Origin of the sequence: Microbacterium sp. STN6, from assembly GCF_026410545.1 — a bacterium.
Classification (GTDB): domain Bacteria; phylum Actinomycetota; class Actinomycetes; order Actinomycetales; family Microbacteriaceae; genus Root112D2.
On record NZ_JAPMIT010000001.1, the window covers coordinates 589731 to 612642 of the forward strand.

14 protein-coding genes are annotated in these 22912 nt (G+C 67.9%); all 14 read left to right on the forward strand.

Annotated features, from left to right (window positions below; genetic code table 11):
• Positions 1-40: 40 nt before the first annotated feature.
• The gene (locus tag OSC27_RS02685) at positions 41-1003 is read left to right on the forward strand and encodes an aldo/keto reductase (RefSeq protein ID WP_267179866.1); all 963 of its coding nucleotides are present in this window, start codon (positions 41-43) and stop codon (positions 1001-1003) included.
• Positions 1000-1998: a lipid II:glycine glycyltransferase FemX gene (locus tag OSC27_RS02690; protein ID WP_267179867.1), complete on the forward strand. Its 999-nt coding sequence runs from the start codon at positions 1000-1002 to the stop codon at positions 1996-1998. The genes OSC27_RS02685 and OSC27_RS02690 overlap by 4 nt, the downstream gene beginning before the upstream one ends.
• Before the next feature lie 73 nt (positions 1999-2071).
• The gene (locus OSC27_RS02695; RefSeq protein WP_267179868.1) at positions 2072-2671 is read left to right on the forward strand and encodes a TetR/AcrR family transcriptional regulator; all 600 of its coding nucleotides are present in this window, start codon (positions 2072-2074) and stop codon (positions 2669-2671) included.
• A gap of 11 nt (positions 2672-2682) precedes the next feature.
• Positions 2683-4416, forward strand: a complete 1734-nt coding sequence (locus OSC27_RS02700; RefSeq protein WP_267179869.1) for an ABC transporter ATP-binding protein — start codon at positions 2683-2685, stop codon at positions 4414-4416.
• Positions 4413-6461 (forward strand): ABC transporter ATP-binding protein, encoded by a 2049-nt coding sequence (locus tag OSC27_RS02705; RefSeq protein WP_416348801.1) that lies wholly within the window; start codon positions 4413-4415, stop codon positions 6459-6461. Before OSC27_RS02700 ends, OSC27_RS02705 begins: the two co-directional genes overlap by 4 nt.
• 112 nt (positions 6462-6573) lie before the next feature.
• Positions 6574-7719, forward strand: a complete 1146-nt coding sequence (locus tag OSC27_RS02710; RefSeq protein ID WP_267179870.1) for a DUF4192 domain-containing protein — start codon at positions 6574-6576, stop codon at positions 7717-7719.
• Between the two features lie 86 nt (positions 7720-7805).
• Entirely contained in the window at positions 7806-9167 is a 1362-nt protein-coding gene (locus OSC27_RS02715) for an FHA domain-containing protein (RefSeq protein ID WP_267179871.1), read from the forward strand.
• On the forward strand, positions 9164-10000 hold the full coding sequence (locus OSC27_RS02720) for a PP2C family protein-serine/threonine phosphatase (RefSeq protein ID WP_267179872.1): 837 nt from the start codon (positions 9164-9166) through the stop codon (positions 9998-10000). Before OSC27_RS02715 ends, OSC27_RS02720 begins: the two co-directional genes overlap by 4 nt.
• A 245-nt stretch (positions 10001-10245) precedes the next feature.
• On the forward strand, positions 10246-11679 hold the full coding sequence (locus tag OSC27_RS02725) for a serine/threonine-protein kinase (RefSeq protein WP_267179873.1): 1434 nt from the start codon (positions 10246-10248) through the stop codon (positions 11677-11679).
• Complete coding sequence (locus tag OSC27_RS02730; RefSeq protein ID WP_267179874.1) at positions 11676-17522, forward strand: Ig-like domain-containing protein; 5847 nt, start codon at positions 11676-11678, stop codon at positions 17520-17522. The genes OSC27_RS02725 and OSC27_RS02730 overlap by 4 nt, the downstream gene beginning before the upstream one ends.
• 82 nt (positions 17523-17604) lie before the next feature.
• Positions 17605-18576: an AAA family ATPase gene (locus OSC27_RS02735; RefSeq protein ID WP_267179875.1), complete on the forward strand. Its 972-nt coding sequence runs from the start codon at positions 17605-17607 to the stop codon at positions 18574-18576.
• Entirely contained in the window at positions 18573-19919 is a 1347-nt protein-coding gene (locus tag OSC27_RS02740; protein ID WP_267179876.1) for a DUF58 domain-containing protein, read from the forward strand. The genes OSC27_RS02735 and OSC27_RS02740 overlap by 4 nt, the downstream gene beginning before the upstream one ends.
• Positions 19916-22216 carry a DUF3488 and transglutaminase-like domain-containing protein gene (locus OSC27_RS02745; RefSeq protein ID WP_267179877.1) on the forward strand — a complete coding sequence of 767 codons (2301 nt, stop codon included), beginning with the start codon at positions 19916-19918 and terminating at the stop codon, positions 22214-22216. Before OSC27_RS02740 ends, OSC27_RS02745 begins: the two co-directional genes overlap by 4 nt.
• Positions 22213-22908, forward strand: a complete 696-nt coding sequence (locus OSC27_RS02750) for a zinc-ribbon domain-containing protein (protein WP_267179878.1) — start codon at positions 22213-22215, stop codon at positions 22906-22908. The genes OSC27_RS02745 and OSC27_RS02750 overlap by 4 nt, the downstream gene beginning before the upstream one ends.
• The last annotated feature ends 4 nt before the right edge of the window (positions 22909-22912 follow it).

The following is a 22912-nucleotide window of genomic DNA, read 5'->3' on the forward strand; positions in this document are numbered from 1 at the left end:
ACACGTCGGCGTCGTGGGCCGCGATCCGTAGACTGGGAGCATGGCTCAGATCGAATACCGCCGGCTCGGCGAATCCGGCCTCATCGTCTCGACCATCGGCCTCGGCTGCAACAACTTCGGCAGGCTGAACACCGCCACCGAGTCGCAGGAGGGCACCAATGCCGTCATCGACGCCGCGATCGACGCGGGGGTCACGCTGTTCGACACGGCCGACATCTACGGCAAGGAGCGCGGCCTCTCCGAGACCCTCATGGGCAATGCACTGGCGGGCAAGCGCGAGAAGATCGTGCTCGCGACCAAGTTCGGCATGGACATGGAGGGCGCGAACGGCCCGGACTGGAGTGCCCGGGGCTCCCGCCGCTACATCAGACTCGCCGTCGAGGCGTCGCTGACGCGCCTGAAGACCGACTGGATCGACCTCTATCAGCTGCACCGGCCCGACGAGAACACCCCCATCGACGAGACGCTCGACACCCTCGACGACTTGATCTCGGAGGGCAAGATCCGCTACATCGGCCACTCGAACTTCGCGGGATGGCAGGTGGCCGAGGCCGAGTTCACGGCGAGAATGGGCGCGCATCCCCGGTTCATCTCGGCGCAGAACGAGTACAGCCTTCTCGCTCGCGAGGTCGAGCACGAGGTGCTGCCGGCCGTGCGCCAGTACGGGCTGGGGTTCCTGCCGTTCTTCCCGCTCTACAACGGCCTGCTCACGGGCAAGTTCAGCAAGGCGGGTGGCCCCGCCGAGAGCCGCATCATGCACACCAGGCCATACATTCTCGAGAACGCTCCGTGGGAGAAGATCGAGCGCTACCGTGCATTCTGTGACGAGCGGGGCGTCAGTATGCTCGAGGCCACCTTGGCCTGGCTGCTCGCCCAGCCGTCACTGACGAGCGTGATCGCCGGCGCCACCAGGCCCGAGCAGATCGTGCAGAACGCGGACGCCGCGACGGCATGGCGTCCGAGCGACGACGATGTCGCCGCTATCAGCGAGATCTTCGCGTGAGCGGCTGGGATGACGAGGTGCTCGCGCTCCAGGGCGACGCGCACTTCATGCAGAGTGAGGCGTGGGCGGCGACCAAGCAGGCAACGCCGTGGGCGCTCTCGCGCATCGCGGCCGACGCGTCGCCACTGCCCGTTCAGCTCTTCACGCGTCGTGTTCCCGCTTTCGGCTCGCTCGTGCACGCGCCGCGGGTGGCCGGCGTGCGCGCCGAGCACGTGCCCGAGCTGACCCGGGCGCTTCGGCAGGCCGCGAGCCGTGGGGCGTTCGCCGTCAAGCTCGAGTTCTTTCAGCACGACGACGACGCTCTCTTTGCGGCCTTCGAAGAGAACGGGTGGATGCGCACGCTCGCCTCGCAGTACCGGCACGCCGTCTCGCTCGACATCACGGGAAGCGAGGATGAGGTGCTCGGCCGCTTCAAGAAGCGCGCCCGCTATGAGGTTCGCGCGGCCGAACGCGGGGGAGTCGAGGTGAAGCGCGTGCCGCTCACATCCGAGAACGTCGACACCATGGTCTCGCTCGTGAACACCACCAAAGACCGCACCGGCGCCTTCTTCCGCCACCGCGGCTACCTTGAGCGCGCCTGGCGCGCGTTCGCCGAGCGCGGCCAGGGCGACCTCTACTTCGCGAGCCACGAGGGCGAGATCCTCGCCGGCGCGTTCGTCTTCAGCTTCGGTCGCACCGCCTGGTACAAGGATGGCGGCTCCGTGCGCTCCAAGCCCAAGCTCATGGCCCCGCGCTTCCTGCAGTGGGAGATCATGCGCGACCTGCGCGCACGCGGCATCGAGCGCTACGAGCTCGGCAACATTCCCGACCCCGACGCCGTGGAAGGCAGCTCGACGGCGGGCCTCTTCCGCTTCAAGACGGGCTTCAGTGATGAGACGGTGCGCTACCTTCCGGCCGTCGAGCTGCCGCTGAAGGACCGTCAGGGCTTCTGGCACACGCAGGAGAAGAACTGGCTGCGCGTGTATTCGAGGGCCCGGCGCGACTACTGGTACTGACGGCGGGTCGGCGCCGCGGCATCCGTGACAAATATCACTTGCGAGTGAGCGCTCACTCATTTAGATTGATCCGGTGAGCAGGAACACTGGAGCCACCCGCGCGCGGCCGTTGTCAATCGAGGATCGGCGCGCGATGATCATCGCGGCGGCCGCTCCGCTGCTCATGGAACGCGGGACCGCCGTGACCACACGGCAGATCGCTGACGCCGCCGGCATTGCCGAGGGCACCATCTTCCGGGCCTTCGACGACAAGGAGAGCCTGATCCGGGCCACGGTCGAGCACCACCTCGACCCGGAGCCGCTGCGCCAGAGCCTGCGTGAGATCGACGCCGGGCTTGCGCTGGAGGAGAAGGTGCCGCTCATTCTCTCCCTGCTTCGTGCGCGCTTCAGCGGAGTGTTCCGCATGATGGCGGCGCTCGCGCACCTCGACGGGCACACTCCGGGGCCGCCGCACCGCCCGGACCGTCTCGAGTACGCCACCATCGTGGCCAACGCGCTCGAGCCCGACCTCGCACGGCTGAACTGCCCGGCCGAGCGGGTCGCCCCGTTCATTCGCCTCGTCGCCTTCTCATCGTCCCTGCCGACCTTCGCCGAGGCCAGCCCATTCTCTGAGGATGAGCTCTCCCGGCTCGTCCTCTACGGCATCGCCGGCGCCACCGGCGACGCCACCTGAACAGGAGGAACATGCTTCTCAAACTTCTCGGCCGGTACCTTCGGCCGCACACCACGCTGCTGGTGGGCGTGGTGCTCTTCCAGCTTGCGCAGTCGATCGCATCGCTCTTTCTGCCGACCCTCAACGCCGACATCATCGACAACGGCGTCATCAAGGGCGACATCGGCTACATTCTGCGCGTCGGCGCCGTCATGCTTGCGATCACGCTGGCGCAGGTGGCATGCTCGATCCTCGCCGTCTACCTCGGCGCGAAGGCCGCCATGCGCGTCGGCCGCGACCTGCGCGGCGCCATCTTCACGCGCGTCTCGGAGTTCTCGGAGCGCGAGGTGACGCACTTCGGCGCCCCGTCTCTCATCACGCGCAACACGAACGACGTGCAGCAGGTGCAGATGCTCGTGCTCATGTCGTGCACTCTGCTCGTATCGGCGCCGATCCTCTGCGTCGGCGGCATCATCATGGCGCTCAGCCAGGACCTCGAACTGTCGTGGCTCATCGCCGTCAGCGTGCCCGTTCTGCTGATCGCGGTGGTGCTGATCATCCGCCGCATGGTGCCGCAGTTCCGGCGCATGCAGAAGCGGATCGACGCGGTCAACCGGGTGCTGCGGGAGCAGCTCACCGGCATCCGCGTGGTGCGGGCCTTTGTGCGTGAGGAGGTCGAAGCGCGCCGGTTCGAGACGGCCAACGAGGATGTCACCGAGACGGCGCTGAAGGCGGGCCGGCTGTTCGCGCTCATGTTCCCGACCGTGATGCTCGTGCTCAACGTGTCGAGCGTCGCGGTGATCTGGTTTGGGGCGTTCCGCATCGACGACGGTTCGATGCAGGTGGGCACGCTCACCGCGTTCCTCAGCTACCTCATGCAGATTCTCATGTCGGTCATGATGGCGACATTCATGTTCGTCATGGTGCCGCGCGCCGCGGTGTGCGCCGACCGCATTGGCGAGGTGCTGAACACGCCATCGAGCGTGACGGCGCCCGAGAAGCCCATCACGACGCTTGCCGAGCGCGGCTCGATCGAGCTCTTCGAGGTGGGATTCGCGTACCCGGGCGCGGCGCAGCCGGTTCTCAGCGAGATCAACTTCCGCGTGGAGCCGGGCACGACCACCGCCATCATCGGCTCGACGGGTGCGGGCAAGACGACGCTCATCAACCTGCTGCCGCGGCTGTTCGACGCCACGAGCGGTTCCGTGCTGGTCGACGGGGCGGATGTCGCGGAACTCGATCCCGACCTGCTCTGGTCGCGCATCGGCCTCGTGCCGCAGCGCCCGTACCTCTTCTCGGGAACCGTGGCGAGCAACCTGCGCTACGGCAACCCCGACGCGAGCGACGACGAGCTGTGGCGCGCGCTGCAGATCGCGCAGGCGAAAGACTTCGTCTCAGAGATGGATGGCGGGCTCGACGCGCCGATCGCGCAGGGCGGCACGAACGTCTCGGGCGGCCAGCGACAGCGCCTCGCAATTGCGAGGGCGCTTGTGAAGCGCCCGGAGCTGTACGTGTTCGACGACTCGTTCTCGGCTCTCGATCTGGCGACGGATGCGCGGCTGCGCCGCGCCCTGCGCACCCACGAGAAGGAGGCGACCTTCGTGATCGTGGCCCAACGCGTGTCGACGATCGTCGACGCCGACCAGATTCTGGTGCTCGAGGACGGCCGCATCGTGGGGCGGGGCACACACGAGCAGCTCCTCGAATCGTCGCCCACCTATGCCGAGATCGTCTCATCCCAGCTCACCCCGGAGGAGGCAGCATGAGCACCGAGAAGCCTGGCGCGACGCCCGCTGGCGCCACGCCCGCTGGCGCCACGCCCGCTGGGGCGACAGCGCGCACGACGGCACCCGCGCCCGCGTCCCCACCCCGCCCGCCCGCCCGCCGCGGACCCGGCGGAGGCGGCCCGTTCGGCGGCGCGATGCCGGTCGAGAAGTCCATGAACTTCGGGCCGAGTGCGAAGCGCCTCATCCGCCGCCTGAAGCCCGAGACGTGGGCCATCGCCGTCGTTGCCCTGCTCACGGTGGTGAGCGTGGCGTTCTCAGTCGTGGGACCGAAGCTTCTCGGCAACGCGACCAACCTCATCGTGGCCGGCTTCATCTCGAAGTCGCTGCCGACCGGTGCCACGCAGGCGCAGGTAATCCAGGGAATGCGGGCGAAGGGCCAGGGCCAGCTGGCGGACATGCTGACCGGCATGCACCTCACGCCGGGGCTCGGCATCGACTTCGGGGCGCTGTCGGCCGTGCTGTTCCTCACGCTAGCGCTGTACATTGCGGCATCCGTCTTCTCGTGGTTGCAGGGCTACATTCTGAACGGAGTGACGCAGCGCACGGTCTACCGTCTGCGTGAGGATGTCGAGCTGAAGATCAACCGGCTTCCGCTGAAGTACTTCGACCGCATGCAGCGCGGCGTATTGCTGAGCCGGGTGACGAACGACATCGACAACATCCAGCAAAGCCTGCAGCAGACGATGAGCCAGATGCTGACCTCGCTGCTGACGGTTGTGGGCGTCCTGGTCATGATGTTCGTGATCTCGCCGCTGCTCGCCATCATCGCCCTGGTGACGATCCCGATCACCCTCATCGTGACCGTGCTGATCGCCAGGCGCTCGCAGAAGCTGTTCGTCGCACAGTGGACGCACACGGGCGTTCTCAACGGGCAGATCGAGGAGGCGTTCACCGGCCACGCGCTCGTGAAGGTCTTCGGCCGTCACCGCGAGGTCGGCGAGCTGTTCCGCGTGAAGAACGAGGAACTGTACAAGGCCAGCTTCGGCGCGCAGTTCGTCTCCGGCATCATCATGCCGGCCATGATGTTCGTCGGAAACCTCGTCTACGTGGCGATCGCGGTCGTCGGCGGGCTGCAGGTCGCCTCCGGCGCCATGCAGATCGGCGACGTTCAGGCGTTCATCCAGTACTCGAGGCAGTTCACGCAGCCGCTGAGCCAGCTCGGATCGATGGCCAACCTGCTGCAGTCGGGCGTCGCGTCGGCCGAGCGGGTCTTCGAGCTGCTCGACGCCGAGGAGCAGAGCGAGGATCCCGAGGAGCCGGTGAGCCCAGAGGGCACGCGCGGCCGGCTGGCGTTCGAGAACGTGTCGTTCCGTTACACGAGCGAGACGCCGCTCATCGAGGATCTCTCGCTCGTGGCGGAGCCCGGGCAGACCGTGGCGATCGTCGGGCCGACGGGCGCGGGAAAGACCACGCTCGTCAACCTCATGATGCGCTTCTACGAGATCGACCAAGGTCGCATCACGCTCGACGGCGACGACATCGCGAAGATGACCCGCTACGACCTGCGCAGCCGCATGGGCATGGTGCTGCAGGACACCTGGCTCTTCGCGGGCACCATTCGCGACAACATCGCGTACGGCCGGCCCGATGCGACCGAGGAGGAGATCCTCGATGCGGCGAAAGCGACTTACGTTGACCGCTTCGTGCATTCGCTGCCAGACGGCTACGACACCGTGCTCGAGGATGAGGGCGCGAACGTGAGCGCGGGCGAGAAGCAGCTGCTCACGATCGCGCGGGCGTTCCTCGCCAGGCCGAGCGTGCTCATTCTCGACGAGGCGACGAGCTCGGTCGACACGCGCACCGAGCTTCTCGTGCAGCAGGCGATGGGAGCGCTGCGTGCGGACCGCACGAGCTTCGTGATCGCGCACCGCCTGTCGACCATTCGCGACGCCGACCTCATCCTCGTGATGGAGGCGGGCCGCATCGTCGAGCAGGGCACGCACAGCGAACTGCTGACCCGCGGCGGCGCGTACTACAGCCTGTACAACGCTCAGTTCGCAGGGGCCATCACCGACGAGGTGTAGGAGGTACGGGCGCTGCGGCGGTGCTCCTGCACTGCTGCGGCGCCCGCATCCGTTCTCCACAGATGTCAGCGGATGCCGCGAGCCCGTGCCGCGCGCACGCCATCGTTGACGCATGGACACCCTCGTGAAGGTCGACGGCCTCGCCCAGTTTCTCGCGGCCGTGCCGCACATGGTCGGCTTCGAGCCCGAGAACAGCGTGGTGCTCGTCGCCCTGCGCGGCAAGCGCACCTGCGGGGCGCTGCGCTTCAACCTGCCGGCATCGACGAATCGCACCGTCGTCAAACGAATCGTGACGACCATCATCGGGGTCTTCTGCCGGCTGCACGGGGTCGATGCGGTGGTGCCCGTCGTTTATACGCAGCAGCGCTTCGCCGACTCGGGCCATGCGCCGCATCGCGAGGTGGCAGACGAACTCATCAGGCGCGCCGAGCTTAGCGGCTTCACCGTGCGCGACGCGGCGTGCGTCGCCTCCGACGGCTGGGGCTCGTACTACGACTCGGACTGCCCCTCAAGCGGTCGGCCGCTTTCGCTCATCACCACATCCGGGCTGCAGCAGCGCCTGCCCGCCGAGCACACGGTCGCCGCCTCGGCCCAGCAGCTCGCGCGCATCGAACCAGCGGATGCCTCGACGCGCCGGCGCGTCGAGGGCGCACTCAACCGCATCGAAGGCCCCATCCCGCCCAACGCCCTCGTGGACCTTACCGAGCAGGTGCTCTCGTGGCAGGCGGCGTCGCTGACACCCGATCAGGCGGCGACACTTCTTGCGGCCATCCAGCCTCCGTCGGCTCGGGATCAGGCGATGCTGCAGTTCGCCTTCGGGCCCGACGCGGGGCGGCTCTCGGCCAGCGCGGATGCGCGAGCGAGGGTGGCGATGTGTGAGTCTGGTGGGAGCATGGACGACGTCGTCGCGGCATCGCTCGCCAATCCGTCGTTACAGCACGCCGACGACGTGCTGCTGGCGAGCATGATGATGGGCAGCTCGCCTCGACGCCCTGACGTCGAGCGTGTCGAGAGGGCAATCGAGCTGCTGAAGGCGGCGTGCGGCATGGCACCCGCGCCGGGGCTTCTGCCCGCGCCGCTGACCATGCTCGCGTGGCTCTCCTGGGCGCTCGGGCTCGGCAGCTGCGCCGGAGAATTCCTGGACCGAGTCCGAGCGATCGACTCGCGCTACGGCATGGCTGAGGTTCTCGGCATGGTCATTGACGGGGGAACACTGCCGGAGTGGGCGTTCGCCGATGGCTCGGGCGGGGACTCCTGAGCCGGCCCCGGCGCCGATACACTCGAGTCATACTGCACCGACGGCTGACTGAGCCGTGAACCTTCGACGTGAAGGATGACCCCAACGTGACATCCGGCCACACCCGCTCGCTGCCGCCGTCGGCATCGCGTAACTGGCTTCTGGTGTGCGGGCGAAGCTTCATCGTCGCTCTCGGCGACGATCCGGCGCCCGACGTGATCGAATCGCTCTGGGCGCTCGCCCGCAGGCACGATGTGCAGGTGGAGGAGGTCGTCGCCCTCATCCCTCTGGCCGGCGACGGCGCCGTGCGGTCATTCGCGCTGGCCAGCATCCCCGATGCGGGATCGGCGGATGGCCGCACCGTCACGGTCGTCACGAGGGGCACGGCCGTGGTCGACGTCGTCTCGATCGGTGGCGCCCGGCGCTTCAGCGCGGCCGGTATCCAGCCGTGGGTTCTTGCCGACTTCCGCTCGGTCACCGCGCTTCAGATCGGCGGCATCGAGGCTGAGGGCGACGACGAGGAGCAACCACGCTCGTTCGGCGCGCGCGCTCCCGCCGGTTCCCTGCCGGTCGCGGAAGGCGTGCTGCACGCCGGGGGAGCGCTGTGGTCGAACGACGAGCTAGCGCTCGACGATATCGAGCAGACGATCGTGTTCGTGCGGCGCGGCAGCACCGTGACCGATACTGAGACCGGGACCGAGCTCCCGCCTGAGAGCGAACGTCCGCAGGCGAGCGAGCTTCCACCCGAACTCGACGAGACCGTCATCCGCGAGCGGCCACTGCCGTCGCGGCAGTGGGGAACGCCCGCGGCAGCGGAGCCGAAACCGGAGCCGAAACCGGAACGGGAACCGGAACCTGAACCGGAACCGAAGGCGAGTGCCCCCGGCCAGGCGGACTTCGACGACGACACGATCGTGCGGGCCGAGCTCGACGACACGGTGCTGCTCAGGGGTCCGCGATCGTCTCCGCGACCCGTGGAGCCCGGCATCCGCGCCGAGACGGCACCCCCGACGCCGCAGCAGGCCGCCGCGCGGCAGGTCGAGCCGGCGGCGCCGCACACGCCACCCGGCCCGACGACGCCGTTCGGCTTCCGCCTGCTCCCGGGCGAGCCGTTCGACCTCGACGCGCCCACGTTCTTCGGCCGCAACCCGAGGGCGCCCGAATTCGTCGCCGGCGCCGCCCCTCGGCTGGTTCGCGTCGCGTCGCCCACCCAGGAGGTCTCGAGCACGCACCTGCGCATCGAGCCCGTCGGCGATTCCGTCGTCGTCACCGACCTTCGCTCCACGAACGGCACGGCACTGGCCGGTCCCGGCATCACGACGACGAGGATGCGGCCGGGCGAGTCCCGGGCGGTTCTCGCGGGCACGACCGTGGATATCGGCGACGGTAATATCATCGAGATTGTGCCTGGTCGGCGTTCAACCATGACGGTTTCCCACCCGACACGACCCGGAGAGGATCGTCTGTGACGCAGATCGGACGCAGCAACAGGCGTCACAATGTAGCCGTTCCCGGGGGAGAGGCCGGCCGGCTAAGCCTCGCCTGGGCAGCCCTGAGCGACACGGGCTACCGTCGTGCGGCGAACGAGGACAGCCTGCTCGCTCGGTCGCCGATCTTCGCCGTCGCCGACGGCATGGGCGGCCACACCGCCGGGGACTTCGCGAGCGCCGCGGTGGTGACGCGTCTGGCCGAGAAGGTTTCCTCGCCGTTCGTGGAGCGCGAGGCGATCAACGAGGCGCTGCGCTCCGCCGTTGACGACATCGCTCGGGGCGTCGGCACCACCGACCTCGGCACGGGCACCACGGTCACCGGCATTGCGCTGACCCTCGTCGAGGGCGTGCCGCACTGGCTCGTGCTGAACATCGGCGATTCGCGCGTGTACCAACTCGTCGACGGCGTGCTCGACCAGCTCACGACCGATCACTCCATCGTGCAGGAACTCATCGATGCCGGCGCCATCACACCCGCCGAGGCCGAGGTGCACCCGCACAGCAACGTCATCACGCGAGCGGTGGGCTTCAACGAAGATCCGGTTCCGGACTACTGGCTCATCCCCGTCGTCGCCGGCTCTCGGTTCCTGGTCTGCTCGGATGGGCTCACGAAGGAATTGACGGAGCACGGCATCCGTCACTTCCTCTCTGACGGGTCGTCGTCGCTCGACGCCGCGAAGCTTCTGATGGATGCCGCGCTCGGCAACGGCGGTCGCGACAACGTGACCGTCGTCGTGGTCGACGTGCTCGAGACCCCTGAATCCGTCGACGAGGCGGACGACGCGCATCCTCGCACCATGCGTCGGCACTGAGGCGACAGCATCCTCACACCGTGCGTCGGCACTGATGCGAGAAGGTGACGCCTCGCCCTCTCGCCCGGCGTGACCCCCGACTTGGGGGTGTGTCGCACTGTCCCCAGTTACGGTATCAACGCCCAAACGCGGTATGGGGCCTGCCTAGAATAGTCTTCAGCCGACGCGGAGGCATCCGACGCAAGGCTTGACCACTTTGGAGCATCTGGGGTCGCCGTCGCGACTGATCATTCGGGGGAGGCGCCATGGCCAGACGCCTGCCTTCGCAGCCCCCCGTTCTGCCCGGCTTCTCCTACGTGCGCGTGCTCGGTTCCGGCGGCTTCGCCGACGTCTTCCTCTACGAGCAGAACATGCCGCGGCGCCAGGTGGCGGTCAAAGTCATGCTCTCCGAGGTGGCCACGCCGCAGGTGCGCCAGATGTTCCAGGCCGAGGCGAACCTGATGGCCCAGCTGAGCACACATCCGTCGATCCTCACGGTCTACCAGGCGAGCGTCTCGGCAGACGGGCGCCCGTACCTGGTGATGGAACTGTGCTCGGCGTCCATCGGGCAGCGCTATCGTCAGCAGCCGCTGGGCGTGCCGGAGGTGCTCTCCATCGGGATCCGGGTGGCGAGTGCCGTCGAGACCGCGCACCGTTCCGGTGTGCTGCACCGCGACATCAAGCCGTCGAACATTCTCACGACCGCGTACGGGCATCCCGTTCTCAGCGACTTCGGCATCGCCTCGACGCTCGGCGACGTCGAGCTCGATGAGGCGGCGGGCCTGTCCATCCCGTGGTCGGCCCCTGAGGTTCTGCTCGACAACACTCCGGGAACCGTGGCAAGCGAGGTGTGGTCCCTCGGTGCCTCTCTCTACTCGTTGCTGGCGGGTCGCTCGCCCTTCGAAGTGCCGGGGAAGAACAACACGCCGGCAGACCTCATCGGCCGCATCACGAAGGCGAGGCCCGCGCCGATCGGCCGAGACGACGTGCCCCCGCGCCTGGAGGCGATGCTCGCGCGGGCCATGTCGAAGAAGCCCGAGGCGCGCCAACGCAGCGCCCTCGAGTTCATCAGGGAGCTGCAGTCGATCGAGACCGAGCTCGGGCTCGCCCAGACGCCCATCGAGGTCGCAATGGACGACTGGGCGCTCGCGACGGTCGCCGACCCCGAAGACCGCACGCGCATCAAGGGCATTGTCAGCGTCGATCCCGGCGGCCCCCGCAGGCGCACGCGCAAGCCCCGGCCTCAGCAGACCGCGCGGCCCCTCGGGCGTTCGGCCTCACGTGAGAGCGCCGGAAGCATCGTGAGTGCCAGTCGTTCGGCCGAGATCGCGGGACGACGTACGAAAACGCTCGCATGGTCGCTCGTCGCGTGCGCCGCGCTCGTCGTCGCTCTCGGCGTCACGGCCACCGTCGTGCTGGTGCGCTCGTCGACGGTCGCCGACATTCCCACGGTCAGGGACATCTCGGCCAACGTGGCGGACGGAACGATCGTCTTCTCCTGGCCCGATCCCGGCCTGCTGCCCGACGACGCGTACCAGGTGCGCGTGGGGGACACCCCGCCCAGCATCCAGCGTGGAACGCAGTTCAGGGTCGACCCCTCTGAATCCGGGCCGGTGTGCATCACGGTGGCGGTGAACCGAGACGGAAGAACGGGGCCTTCGAGCGCGCAGAAATGCGCAACGACGGCGGACGATTCATGATTCGCGCGTGGCTGGCAGCCCATAAGTCGCTCGCGGTCACCGCCGTCAGCAGCACCTCGATCGTCGCTCTCGTGACGACACTGGCGCTCGTCTCCGGCGGCTACCCCGCTCAGCGTATGCAACTCGACGACGCGTCGGTGTGGGTCACGAGCCAGTCACGCTCCCTTCTCGGTAGGGCGAACACCGAGATCTCTCGCCTGAACACCGTCGTCAGCTCGGCCAGCTCGAGCACGGATGTCGTGCAGTCCGGCAAGACGGTTCTCATGGTCGACGCGGGCGAGAACACCGTCTCCCGCGTCAATCCCGCGACATCCCAGGCGGGCAAGAGCGTTCCGCTTCCACCCCGGCAGCCGCGGGTGCAGCTCGCGGGAACCTCGGTGGCGATCAGCTCGGAGGCGACGGGGCAGCTCTGGCTGACAGGCCTCTCGCAGCTGGCCGACTTCACCGTCGAGTCACAGCCGACCCTCGATCTCGGCGGCCGCTCGGTCACATCCATCGACCAGGCGGGGGTGCTCTTCGCCTACCTCCCCGAGACGCATCAGCTTCGCCGCGTCGATCTCGCCGCCGGCACCGCGATGCAGACCGTCGGTGACGTCTCGATCGACAAGGCCGACGACGAACTGAGCATCACGAGCATCGGCGGCCATTGGGCGCTCCTCGACGCGACCACACGCATGCTCTACCTCGACCGCGGCCGTGTCGACCTTTCAGACGCCCTCGCGGGTGCCACCGGTGCGGTTCTCGAGCAGCCCGCAACCTCTGGCGACACTGTCTACATCGCGTCGTCGGCCGGCCTCGTCTCCGTACGGCTCGACAGCGGAGGCGCCACGAAGGTGCTGAGCGGCAGCATGGGGCGACCCGCCGCGCCGACGCGGGTCGACGGCTGCGTGTACGCGGGCTGGGCTGGCGGCACCGCGTGGAAGACGTGTGGAGCGGCATCCGATGGTGTGAAAGACACGCTGTCGAGCATGCCGGGCGGTGCGCAACTGGTGTACCGCGTGAACGGTGACCGTGTGGTGCTCAACGACGAGGTCAGCGGCACGTCGTGGGCAGTGCAGCAGGGCAATGCGCTCATCGACAACTGGGACGAACTCGTCGTCAAGAAGGACAAGACGCAGCAGATCGAGGAGAACAACCTCGACACGCCGCCTGAGTACGAGAAGACGCAGGCCCCGCCTGTCGCGATCGACGATTCGTTCGGGGCCAGGCCGGGCAGGGTGAGCCCGCTTCCGGTGCTCATGAACGACTACGACCCCAACGGCGACGTGCTCATGATCACGCAGGTGACGCCGGTCGACGCCACCAGGGGGCGCGTCGACATCGTCGGCAACGGCCAGCGTCTTCAGCTGACATTGCCAGCGGATGCCGTGGGAACCCTCTCGTTCGACTACACGATCACCGACGGCCGCGGCGGAACAGCCAGCGCCCACGTCCTCGTGACCGTGCGAACGCCCCAGGAGAACTCGCCGCCGCAGCAGATCCGTCGCACGAAGGCGCTCGTGCAGGCGGGTGGCAGGGTCACCTCGCAGGTGCTGGGCGATTGGTACGACCCCGACGGTGACCCCTTCTACCTGACCGCCGCAACCGTGCCGGCGCCGGACACCGTGACATACACGCCGCAGGGCGGCGTGGTGTTCTCGGACGCGGGCAAGGGCGGCACGCTGAAGAACGTGGCGCTCGTGGTCTCCGACTCGAGAGCGGAGGGTACGGGTGTGCTCGCGGTGACGGTGCGGCCGGCGAACCAGGTGCCGATCATCGCCGACCCGTTCGCGCTGCTGGCCACCGCCGGGCAGGAGATCACCGTCTCGCCGCTTGCGCACGTGCGCGGCGGCACGGGCGCCTTGCGGCTCTCGGCGGTGCCCGCGAAGCCGGATGCCACGATCACGCCAGATTACGAGGGCGGCACGTTCCGCTTCACGAGCACGCAGGTCGGGCCGCACTACGTCGACTACGCGGTCACCGACGGGGTGACGACGGCGACCGGGCTCGTTCGCATCGACGTTCAGGCCCCGCCGGATTCCAAGACGCAGCCCATCACCGTGCCGCACACGGCGTTCATCCACGCACAGAGCACCCAGGAGGTGGACGTCCTCGCCACCGACATCGACCCGGCAGGCGGCGTGCTGCTCATCACGGGTGTCACGACCGTGCCGGCGGCTAGCGGCATCCGCGTGGAGGTGCTGCAGCAGCGCATTCTGCGGGTGACGCTCACCCGGCCGCTTGAGGCGCCCGTCGACTTCACGTACCGGGTCAGCAACGGGCTCGCAGAGGCCGAGGGCACCGTGACGGTCATCGAGATCCCGCAGCCGGCCGTGCGGCAGCCGCCGGTCGCTATGGACGACACGGTCTCCGTGCGCGTGGGCGACGCCATCGACATCCCGGTGCTCGACAACGACTCGCAGCCAGACGGCGACGAGCTGACGCTCGACCCGACGCTCGTGCAGCCGCTGCCCCAGAACGCCGGTCTGCTGTTCGTCTCCGGCGACAGGCTGCGCTATCTCGCACCGAAGTCGACGGGAAACTTCACGGCGACATACAAGGTGTCGGCGCCGGACGGCCAATGGGCGACCGCGCAGGTGAAGATCGCCGTGCGCGAGCTGGATGCGGCGACGAACAACGCACCGGTGCCCAAGACCGTGACGGCGCGGGTCCTCGCGGGTGACACCGTGCGCATCCCGATCCCGCTGACCGGCATCGACCCGGACGGCGACTCGGTTCAGTTGCTCGGTCAGGAGAGCAACCCGGCGAAGGGTGCGGTAACCAAGGTCGGCTCCGACTGGATCGACTACGAGGCCGGCGACTACTCGGCAGGCACCGACACGTTCGGCTACACCGTTGTCGATGCGCTGGGCGCGAGGGCCACAGGGATCGTGCGCGTAGGCATCGCCACGAAGCTCGACGGGGCCAGGAACCCCGTCGCGGTCGAGGACGAGGTGACCGTGCGCCCCTCGCGAACCGTCAGCGTGCAGGTGCTCGCGAACGACTCCGACCCTGACAACAGCCCGCTGACCGTCACCAACGTCACCTCAACGACGCCGGGCATCAAGGCGACCACCGATGGCGAACTCGTCACCGTGACAGCCCCCGCGACCGAGGGCCGATATGGCTTTATCTACGAGATCAGCAACGAACGCGGTGGCACAAGCTCCAACTTCCTGACCGTCATCGTGGCGAAGAACGCGCCGTTGTCTCGCCCGATTGCAAACGACACCGTGCTCGCGCTCTCCGACATCCTGGGCCGCACGAGCGTTGACGTCGACGTGCTCGCCAACGTGTTCTTCGCCGACGGTCCGGTATCCCGTCTCGGCCTCAGCGTGCTGCCCGGCTACGGCGATACCGCGACCGTCACGAGCGACAAGCGCATCAGGGTGACCATTGAGAACGAGAGCCAGATCATCCCGTTCGCCGTGCGGCATCCCGATGATTCATCGATCGTCTCGTACGCGTTCATCTGGGTACCCGGCTTCGACGACGCCCTGCCCCAGCTCAAGCGCGGCGCGCGCGACGTCACGGTGGCGAGCGAGAGCACCGTGACGATCAACCTGGGCGGCTACGTCGTGGCAGCGGGCGGCAAGAAGGTCATGCTCACCGATGCGTCGACCGTGCGCGCAACGCATTCGAACGGCGACAACCTGGTGAAGGATTCGCACACGCTGGTGTTCACGAGCGCCGACCGGTACTTCGGCCCCGCCTCCATCTCGTTCGAAGTGACGGATGGCACGTCTCCCAGCGACCCCAACGGCCACACGGCCACGCTCGTTCTGCCTATCACCGTGACGCCGCGCGAGAACCAGCCGCCTGTGTTCACCGGCGGGCTCATCGACTTCGAGCCTGGCCAGCAGAAGACCATCGACCTGGTGAAGCTCACGCGTTACCCGTACCAGAAGGACCAGGGCGAGCTCACGTACACCGTGCTCGACCCGAAGCCGAAGGGCTTCTCCGTCAGCCTGAGCGGGCAGAAGCTCGACATCGACGCGGCAGAGAGCACGCCGAAGGGCGCCGTCGCGACCGTGCTCGTCGGGGTGAAGGACGCGATCAACGCGGGCCAGGCCGGGCGAATCCAGCTCACGGTGGTGCCATCGACCAGGCCGCTCGCGGTGCCGGCCGCCGATTCGGCGATCGTTCAGCGCGGCACGACCAAGACGGTCGACGTGCTCGCGAACGACGCGGCCACGAACCCGTTCCCGAAGACACCGCTTCGGGTGGTCGCGGTGCGCGGCATCGGCTCGGACGCCCTGCCCCCCGGCGTCTCCGTGACCCCGAGCGCCGACAAGAGCACCCTCACGGTGAGCGTCTCGGCCAACGCGCAGCCGATCGACACGAACCTGCAGTATGAGGTGGCGGATGCCACGGGTGACCCCGATCGCTATGCATGGGGCACCGTGCGCATCTCGGTGCAGGACAGGCCGGACCCCGTGCAGAACCTGCAATTGACCGGTATCAGCGATCAGAAGCTCACGTTCTCGTGGGTGCCGGGCGCGTTCAACAACTCGCCGATCACCGACTACCAGGTCACGACGACGAGGGCGAGCGACGGCAGCACGAACACGACGACCTGTGCCGCGACGTCGTGCACCGTGCCCACTTCGGGCAACGGGCCCGACAACCAGGTACGGGTGTCGGTCACGGCGAAGAACGCGCTCGGGATCTCGGATGCTGTCGCGTACCCCGATGCGGTCTGGTCGAACATCGTGCCTGCCGCACCGTCCAACCTCGCCACCTCGCCCCTCGACGGTGGCCTGCACATCACCTGGGACAAGCCGCCCGCGACGCCCGGTGCCAGCGCCGTCACGTCCTACCTCGTGACGGTGGCAGACAACACGACCGTCGTGTCGGCGGGAACGTACGCGATTGATGTCGGGAACTTGACCAACGGCACCCAGTACACGGTCAGTGTCGCCTCCCGAAACGCGTTTTACGGAGCCACCAACTGGAACCAGGCCACGGCCACAGGCGTGCCCGCAGGGCCGCCCCAGCGCATTGGCAATCTCACGGCCGCTCAGCCCAGCTACGGTTCAACGAGCGTCAACGTCAATTGGCCCGGCGTCTTCGACGGCAACGGTCGCGGCATCACCAAGTATGCGGTTGCCGCATACTCCGGCGGCTCAGGCCCGACCTGTCGCTCGAACGGCACTATCCTCGCCAACGGAGCGACGGTTCACGACGGGCTCCCTGCCTCGACAACCGCAGACACCTTCTCGGGGCTCTCGGCAGACACCCCGTACTCCTTCGTCGCGTTCGCCTACAACGGCCAAGGCTGCACGGCAAGCAACGTGGCCATGGTGAGCCCGCACGTGACGCCCGGGCCAATCACCGCATTCAACACTCACAGGCAGCCGGATTCATCCAGCCAGACGACCTTTGACTTCATATTGGACAGCGTTACGCCGGCGTGCTCGCCGACGATGCCGTGCGAGTATCGGGTGGATGGCGCCAACTCTTCGACTGCGTGGCAGGCAATAAGTGTGGGAGGCACGATCTCTGCGGGCACCGGGAACTACGGTCAGCCCATCACCGTTCATCTTCGCAGGGTCGCTGTCTACGACGACGGTGCGGTCCGACTTCCGAGCGACGAGTTCGCGAAGGTCATAGGTACGCCGGTTGATACAAAGGTGGGCGGACTTCATTTCGAGAACGGCGATTTCAGCTGGACGCAGGCCCCCGCGTCCTATACCTCGGTGCAGTACAGCTGCGATGCTGGCGTCACCAAGACCTCCATGCCCGCAGCGGGGGCGGCGACGAACTGCGTAAGCGGCTTACTGACCGTCTATGTGCAGATGAACGACAGTGGCGGCAGCAACCTCTACACCAAGACGTATCGGAGCACCGACTATGACCAGTGAGTCCGCCACGGCCGCAGGCGCTGCGACCGGCATACTGAATTCAGCCGCCGACGAGGTGGAGAGAAACAGGAGGATCCCCGGCATGACGATGACCCCGGAGCAGGCCGCGTGGTTCGCCGACGTCTTCGAGCGGCTCGTCAGCAATGTCGAGAAGGTGGTGCTCGGCAAGACGCACATCATCCGGCTCTCGTTCACGGCGCTGTTCAGTGAGGGTCACCTGCTGCTCGAGGACTTCCCGGGAACCGGCAAGACCTCGCTCGCTCGCGCCATCGCGCAGTCCGTGCATGGCGCGAGCAACCGCGTGCAGTTCACCCCGGATCTGCTGCCGGGCGACATCACGGGCGTCAACATCTACGACCAGCGCACCGGTGAGTTCGAGTTCCATCGCGGCCCGGTCTTCGCCAACATCGTGCTCGCCGACGAGATCAACCGGGCGAGCCCGAAGACGCAGTCGGCGCTTCTCGAGGTCATGGAGGAGGGCCAGGTCACGGTTGACGGTGTCACCCACCCCGTCGCCGCGCCGTTCATGGTCATCGCTACCCAGAATCCCATCGAACAGGCGGGCACCTACCGTCTGCCCGAGGCGCAGCTCGACCGATTCATCATGAAGGCCTCAATCGGGTATCCCGACCACGCGGCGATGCTGCGCATCCTTGACGGTTCTGAGCACCGCGCGCATGAGGTCGTCGTGCCCTCCGTCGTGCCTGCGGACACGATCGTCGAGATGGCGTCGCTCGCGCGCACCGTGCACGTCGACCCGGCGATCAACGACTACGTCTCACGCCTGGTCGACGCCACGAGGACCGCGGTCGAGGTGCGGCTCGGCGTCAGCGTGCGGGGCGCCCTCGCGCTGCTTCGCACGGCGAAGACCATGGCGGCCGCGAACGGCCGTCACTACGTGATTCCTGACGACGTCAAGGCCCTCGCGGAGCCCGTGCTGGCGCACCGCCTGCTGCTCGACCCCGAAGCCGAGTTCGACGGAGTCACCGCCTCGAGCGTCGTCTCACAGATTCTCATCGAGACGCCGCCCCCGGCCGATCGGCAAGCCGTGTGACGAACACCGTAACGAGAACGCAGCATGAGCTGACAAACGCGCGTACGCGCATCGTCGGCACGAGGGATGGCAGGCTCGCCGACGCGATCGTCACCATCGTGCGCATCGCCGGCACCGTGCGCACGCGCGCGACTGCCGTGTGGGCGCGGGTCAGTGCCGTCGTCACGCCCCTGGGCTGGTCGATCGCCGTCATCATGCTGCTCTCGTTCGTGCTCGGCTATCGGTTCGGCTGGGTGGAGGCCGTCGCCATGGCCTGGACCTCGCTCGCCCTTGCCTGCGCGGCCCTGTTCTACCTCATCGGCCGCAACGCGCACGAGGTCACCCTGGCGATGCCCGCAAACCGCGTCGTGGTCGGCGAGAAGGCACCAGGCGAGATCACGGTGCACAACCCCACCAGGCGCCGAATCTCGGGAGTTCGCGTCGAGGTTCCCGTCGGCTTCGGCCTCGCGGAGTTCGCCATGCCGAGCCTCCCCGCGGGGGCGGAGTACCGCGATGTCTTCATCGTGCCGACCGCCCATCGCGGCGTTATCCCCATCGGCCCCGTGCGAACCGTGCGCGCCGACCCGGTGGGCCTGCTGCGCAGGGAGGTCGTCTGGGCGAGCACCCTCGAGTTGTTCGTGCACCCGCGCACCACCGCCATTCCGAGCATGAGCACCGGGTTCATCCGCGATCTCGAGGGTGCACCGACCCGCGACCTGACCTCGAGCGACATCGCGTTCCATGCGTTGCGTGAATACGTGCCGGGGGACGAGCGTCGCAATATCCACTGGAAGAGCACGGCGAAGACCGGCAGCTACATGGTGCGCCAATACGAGCAGACCAGGCGGAGCCACCTCATGATCGCCCTCAGCCTCGCGGCGGCCGATTACGCCACCGCTGAGGAGTTCGAGCTGGCCGTCAGCGCCGCCGGCTCGCTCGGCGTACGCGCTATCAGGGATGCTCGCGACGTCTCCGTCGTCGCGAGCGAGCGCACTCCCGACTTCGCCAAGCGCGCCGTCCGTGCCGTGCGCCGACTGAGCACCCTCGGTCGCGCGCGCCTGCTCGACGACCTCGCGAGGGTCGAGCTCGCCCAGACGGCGCTGCCGCTGACCGAGCTTGCCCGCGTCGCCTCCGATTCGGCCGCAGGCATCTCCATCGCGTTCCTCGTGTGTGGCTCCACTGTTCCGGCGAACGAGCTGCAGGCCGCTGCGCTGCAGTTCCCGATCGGCGTCGATGTCATCGCGGTCGTCTGCGATGAGTCTGCGCCGCCCTCGCTGCGTCGCGTCGCCGACCTCACCGTGCTCACGGTGGGCGTGCTCGAGGACCTGCAGAAGAGCCTGGCCCGCAGGACGGCCAGCGCATGAACCGCTCCCCGGCATCCGCCTCGGTGAACATCGGCTTCGGCGTCGCCGCCACGGCCGCCGCAGCCTCGCCGTTCTGGGCCGTATACCGCAGCGTCGACTTTCTGATCATGGTCGCAGCGACGATCGTCATCGGCGGCCTTCTCGCGGGCCTCTCGGCACGCTTCCGCTGGCCGAGCGCTGTGGTCGTGCCCGCCGTCATCGTCGTGTACTTCGCGTTCGGCGTGCCTCTGGCGATCCCCGATCAGGCCCTCTCCCGCGTGCTTCCGACGCTCGGCTCCGAGTCTGCGCTCGCCACCGCGACCGTGACCAGCTGGAAGCAGCTCGTCACCATTTCAGTGCCGGTCGGCTCGTACCAGGCGCTGCTCGTGCCGGCGTTCATCCTCGTGCTGCTCACCATCGTGATCACCCTGGTGACGGCGTTGCGCTCGAGGCGTCCGGAACTCGCCGTGCTGCCTCCCGTCGGCCTGTTCGTCTCGGCGATCCTGCTTGGGGCGACGGATGCGCTGTGGCCGCTCATCGACGCATTGGCGCTTCTCGGCCTGCTCATCTTCTGGCTCCTGTGGTTCCGCTGGCGCCGACGCACGATGTCGATCCACTCCCTGGCCGAGCAGTCCGGCGTGGCCGTCGAGACGCCGGGTGAGCGCCGCCTCGCCGGACTGGGCACCGTGCTCTCCGCCCTGCTCATCCTCGTCATCGCAGGCGCTGTCGGCACGGCAGCGACCATCCTCGTTCCCACCACTGTTCCGCGCAACGTCGTGCGCACGCACGTTGTGCAGCCGTTCAACCCGCGCGACTACCCGAGCCCGCTTGTCGGGTTCCGACGCTACCTCGAGCCGGCCAACGCGAAGACGCCGTTGTTCACGGTTCGCGGCCTCGGGGACGTGCGGCACGTGCGCATCGCCACCCTCGATACGTACGACGGTGTCGTCTACTCGGTGGGCAGCGGCAACGCCGCATCCGGTTCGTTCACGCGCGTTCCGTACCGCCTCGACCAGGCGGGCGTCAACGGTGAGCGCGTCTCCCTGAACGTGACGATCAGCGGGTACCGGGGCGTGTGGGTGCCGTCAGACGGGCAGCTGCAGCAAGTGCGCTTCACGGGCGACGATGCGGCGGCGCTCAGCAACGCGTTCTTCTACAACGACACGACGGGCACGAGTGCGGTGACGAGACCGCTCGGCTCGGGCGACGCATACACGCTCGACGCGGTTGTGAAGCCCGAACGAACCGCCGCGCAGCTCGGCACCGCGATGCCTGGTGACGCCGCGCTTCCCCGCGTCAGCGTCGTGCCCGATGAACTGGTCTCGACCCTGCAGGACTACGCGGGGAGTGCCACGACGCCGGGCGCCAAGCTGGCCGCCGCCCTGAAGGCGTTGGCGAAGAACGGCTACATCAGCCACGGCATCGGGGACGAGCCGGTGAGCAGGTCGGGCCACAGCGCGGACCGCATCACGCAGCTGCTGACGGATGTCCCCATGATCGGCGATCAGGAGCAGTACGCGGTCACGGCCGCGCTCATGGCCAGGCAGCTCGGCTTCCCGGCCCGCGTCGTGTTCGGATTCGCCCTGCCGAAGGGGCAGGAGACGAGCTCCAGTGTCACCTTCACTGGCGCTGATGTCTCGGCGTGGATCGAGGTGCAGACGCGCGCCGATGGCTGGGTGAGCGTCGACCCGAATCCGCCTGTGCGGCCGATCCCGAAGAAGCAGCCCGACACGCCTCGGCAGATCTCGCGGCCCCAGACGATGGTCCAGCCGCCGAAGGACGAGACGGTGAAGCCGCCGGAGGAGGCGCCGCCGTCGCATGTCGACGACAACCCGGACACCATGTCCGGCCTGGTGGCGATCCTGCTCGCCGTGCTCGCCATCGCCGGGTGGAGCCTTCTTGGCCTCGCCATTCTCGCGGCACCCTTCCTGGCCGTCATCGCGGCGAAGCTGCGCAGGCGGGTTCTGAGGCGCAGGGCCGCCACCTCGATCGATCGCATCACCGGTGGGTGGCGCGAATTCGCCGACACCGCCGTCGACTACGGCTATGAGGCAGCCCCAACGGCAACCCGTCTCGAGCTTGCCGAAGTGGTGGGCGGCATGCCGCCTCTCGTGCTCGCCAGCGCCGCCGACCGCGCCGTGTTCTCGCCAACCGCTCCCAAGCCAGAAGAAGCGGATGCCGTGTGGCAGGCCGTTCGCGACCTGCGCACCGAACTCGGCTCACGCCGTACCCGGTGGCAGCGCCTGCGGGCCGCAGTCTCGCTGCGTTCGTTCGCAGGCTACCGTGGGAGTCAGGCACGAAAGAAGGGTGAACGATGAACTGTCGGGTCTGTGGCAGCGAGCTGCCGGAGGGCGCGATGTTCTGCGGCGAATGCGGCAGCTCCGTCACGGCAGCCAGGCTCACGCGGCCGGCCGTCGCCGATTCGAGACCCAGCGATACGAGCATCATCGAGCCGCTGCCCGCTCCAGCAACAGCGGGGCCGGCGATCGTGAGCCGCGAGATCCTGTTCGACATGCCGCCTGAGCCGATCGATGCGACTGACGAGCCTGTGGATGGGGCCTACGAGGTCGATGAGGTCGATGCGGCTGACGAGGCCGGTGAGCCTGTCGCGGAGCCTGTCGCTGTGCCTGTCGCTGGGCCTGTCGAGGCTCTCGCCGAGGCTCTCGATGAGGTGACGGGGCCGACCACGCAGTTTGCACTCAGCTTCAGTTCCGGTGAAAGAGCGCGCATCACGGGCGGCGGTCTTCTCGGCCGCCGGCCGATCGCTCAGCCGGGGGAGCACGTGGCGCAGATCGTGCAGATCTCCGATCCCGGCCGCTCGGTGTCCAAGACCCACCTGGAGTTCGGCATTGAAGCCGGCGAGCTGTGGATCTGTGACCGTTACTCGGGCAACGGCACCGTCATTCATCCGCCAGCCGGGGAGACGCGATTGTGCGAGCCGGGTCGGCGCTATCGGGTTGGGCGCGGTACTCGTGTCGAGATCGGCGATCAGTTCTTCGACGTGAGCTGACGCC

Coding starts and splice junctions, on each gene's coding strand:
- OSC27_RS02685 (WP_267179866.1), top strand. CDS start 41: ATGGCTCAGATCGAATACCGCCGGCTCGGCGAATCCGGCCTCATCGTC.
- OSC27_RS02700 (WP_267179869.1), top strand. CDS start 2,683: ATGCTTCTCAAACTTCTCGGCCGGTACCTTCGGCCGCACACCACGCTG.
- OSC27_RS02705 (WP_416348801.1), top strand. CDS start 4,413: ATGAGCACCGAGAAGCCTGGCGCGACGCCCGCTGGCGCCACGCCCGCT.
- OSC27_RS02710 (WP_267179870.1), top strand. CDS start 6,574: ATGGACACCCTCGTGAAGGTCGACGGCCTCGCCCAGTTTCTCGCGGCC.
- OSC27_RS02725 (WP_267179873.1), top strand. CDS start 10,246: ATGGCCAGACGCCTGCCTTCGCAGCCCCCCGTTCTGCCCGGCTTCTCC.
- OSC27_RS02730 (WP_267179874.1), top strand. CDS start 11,676: ATGATTCGCGCGTGGCTGGCAGCCCATAAGTCGCTCGCGGTCACCGCC.
- OSC27_RS02735 (WP_267179875.1), top strand. CDS start 17,605: ATGACGATGACCCCGGAGCAGGCCGCGTGGTTCGCCGACGTCTTCGAG.
- OSC27_RS02745 (WP_267179877.1), top strand. CDS start 19,916: ATGAACCGCTCCCCGGCATCCGCCTCGGTGAACATCGGCTTCGGCGTC.
- OSC27_RS02750 (WP_267179878.1), top strand. CDS start 22,213: ATGAACTGTCGGGTCTGTGGCAGCGAGCTGCCGGAGGGCGCGATGTTC.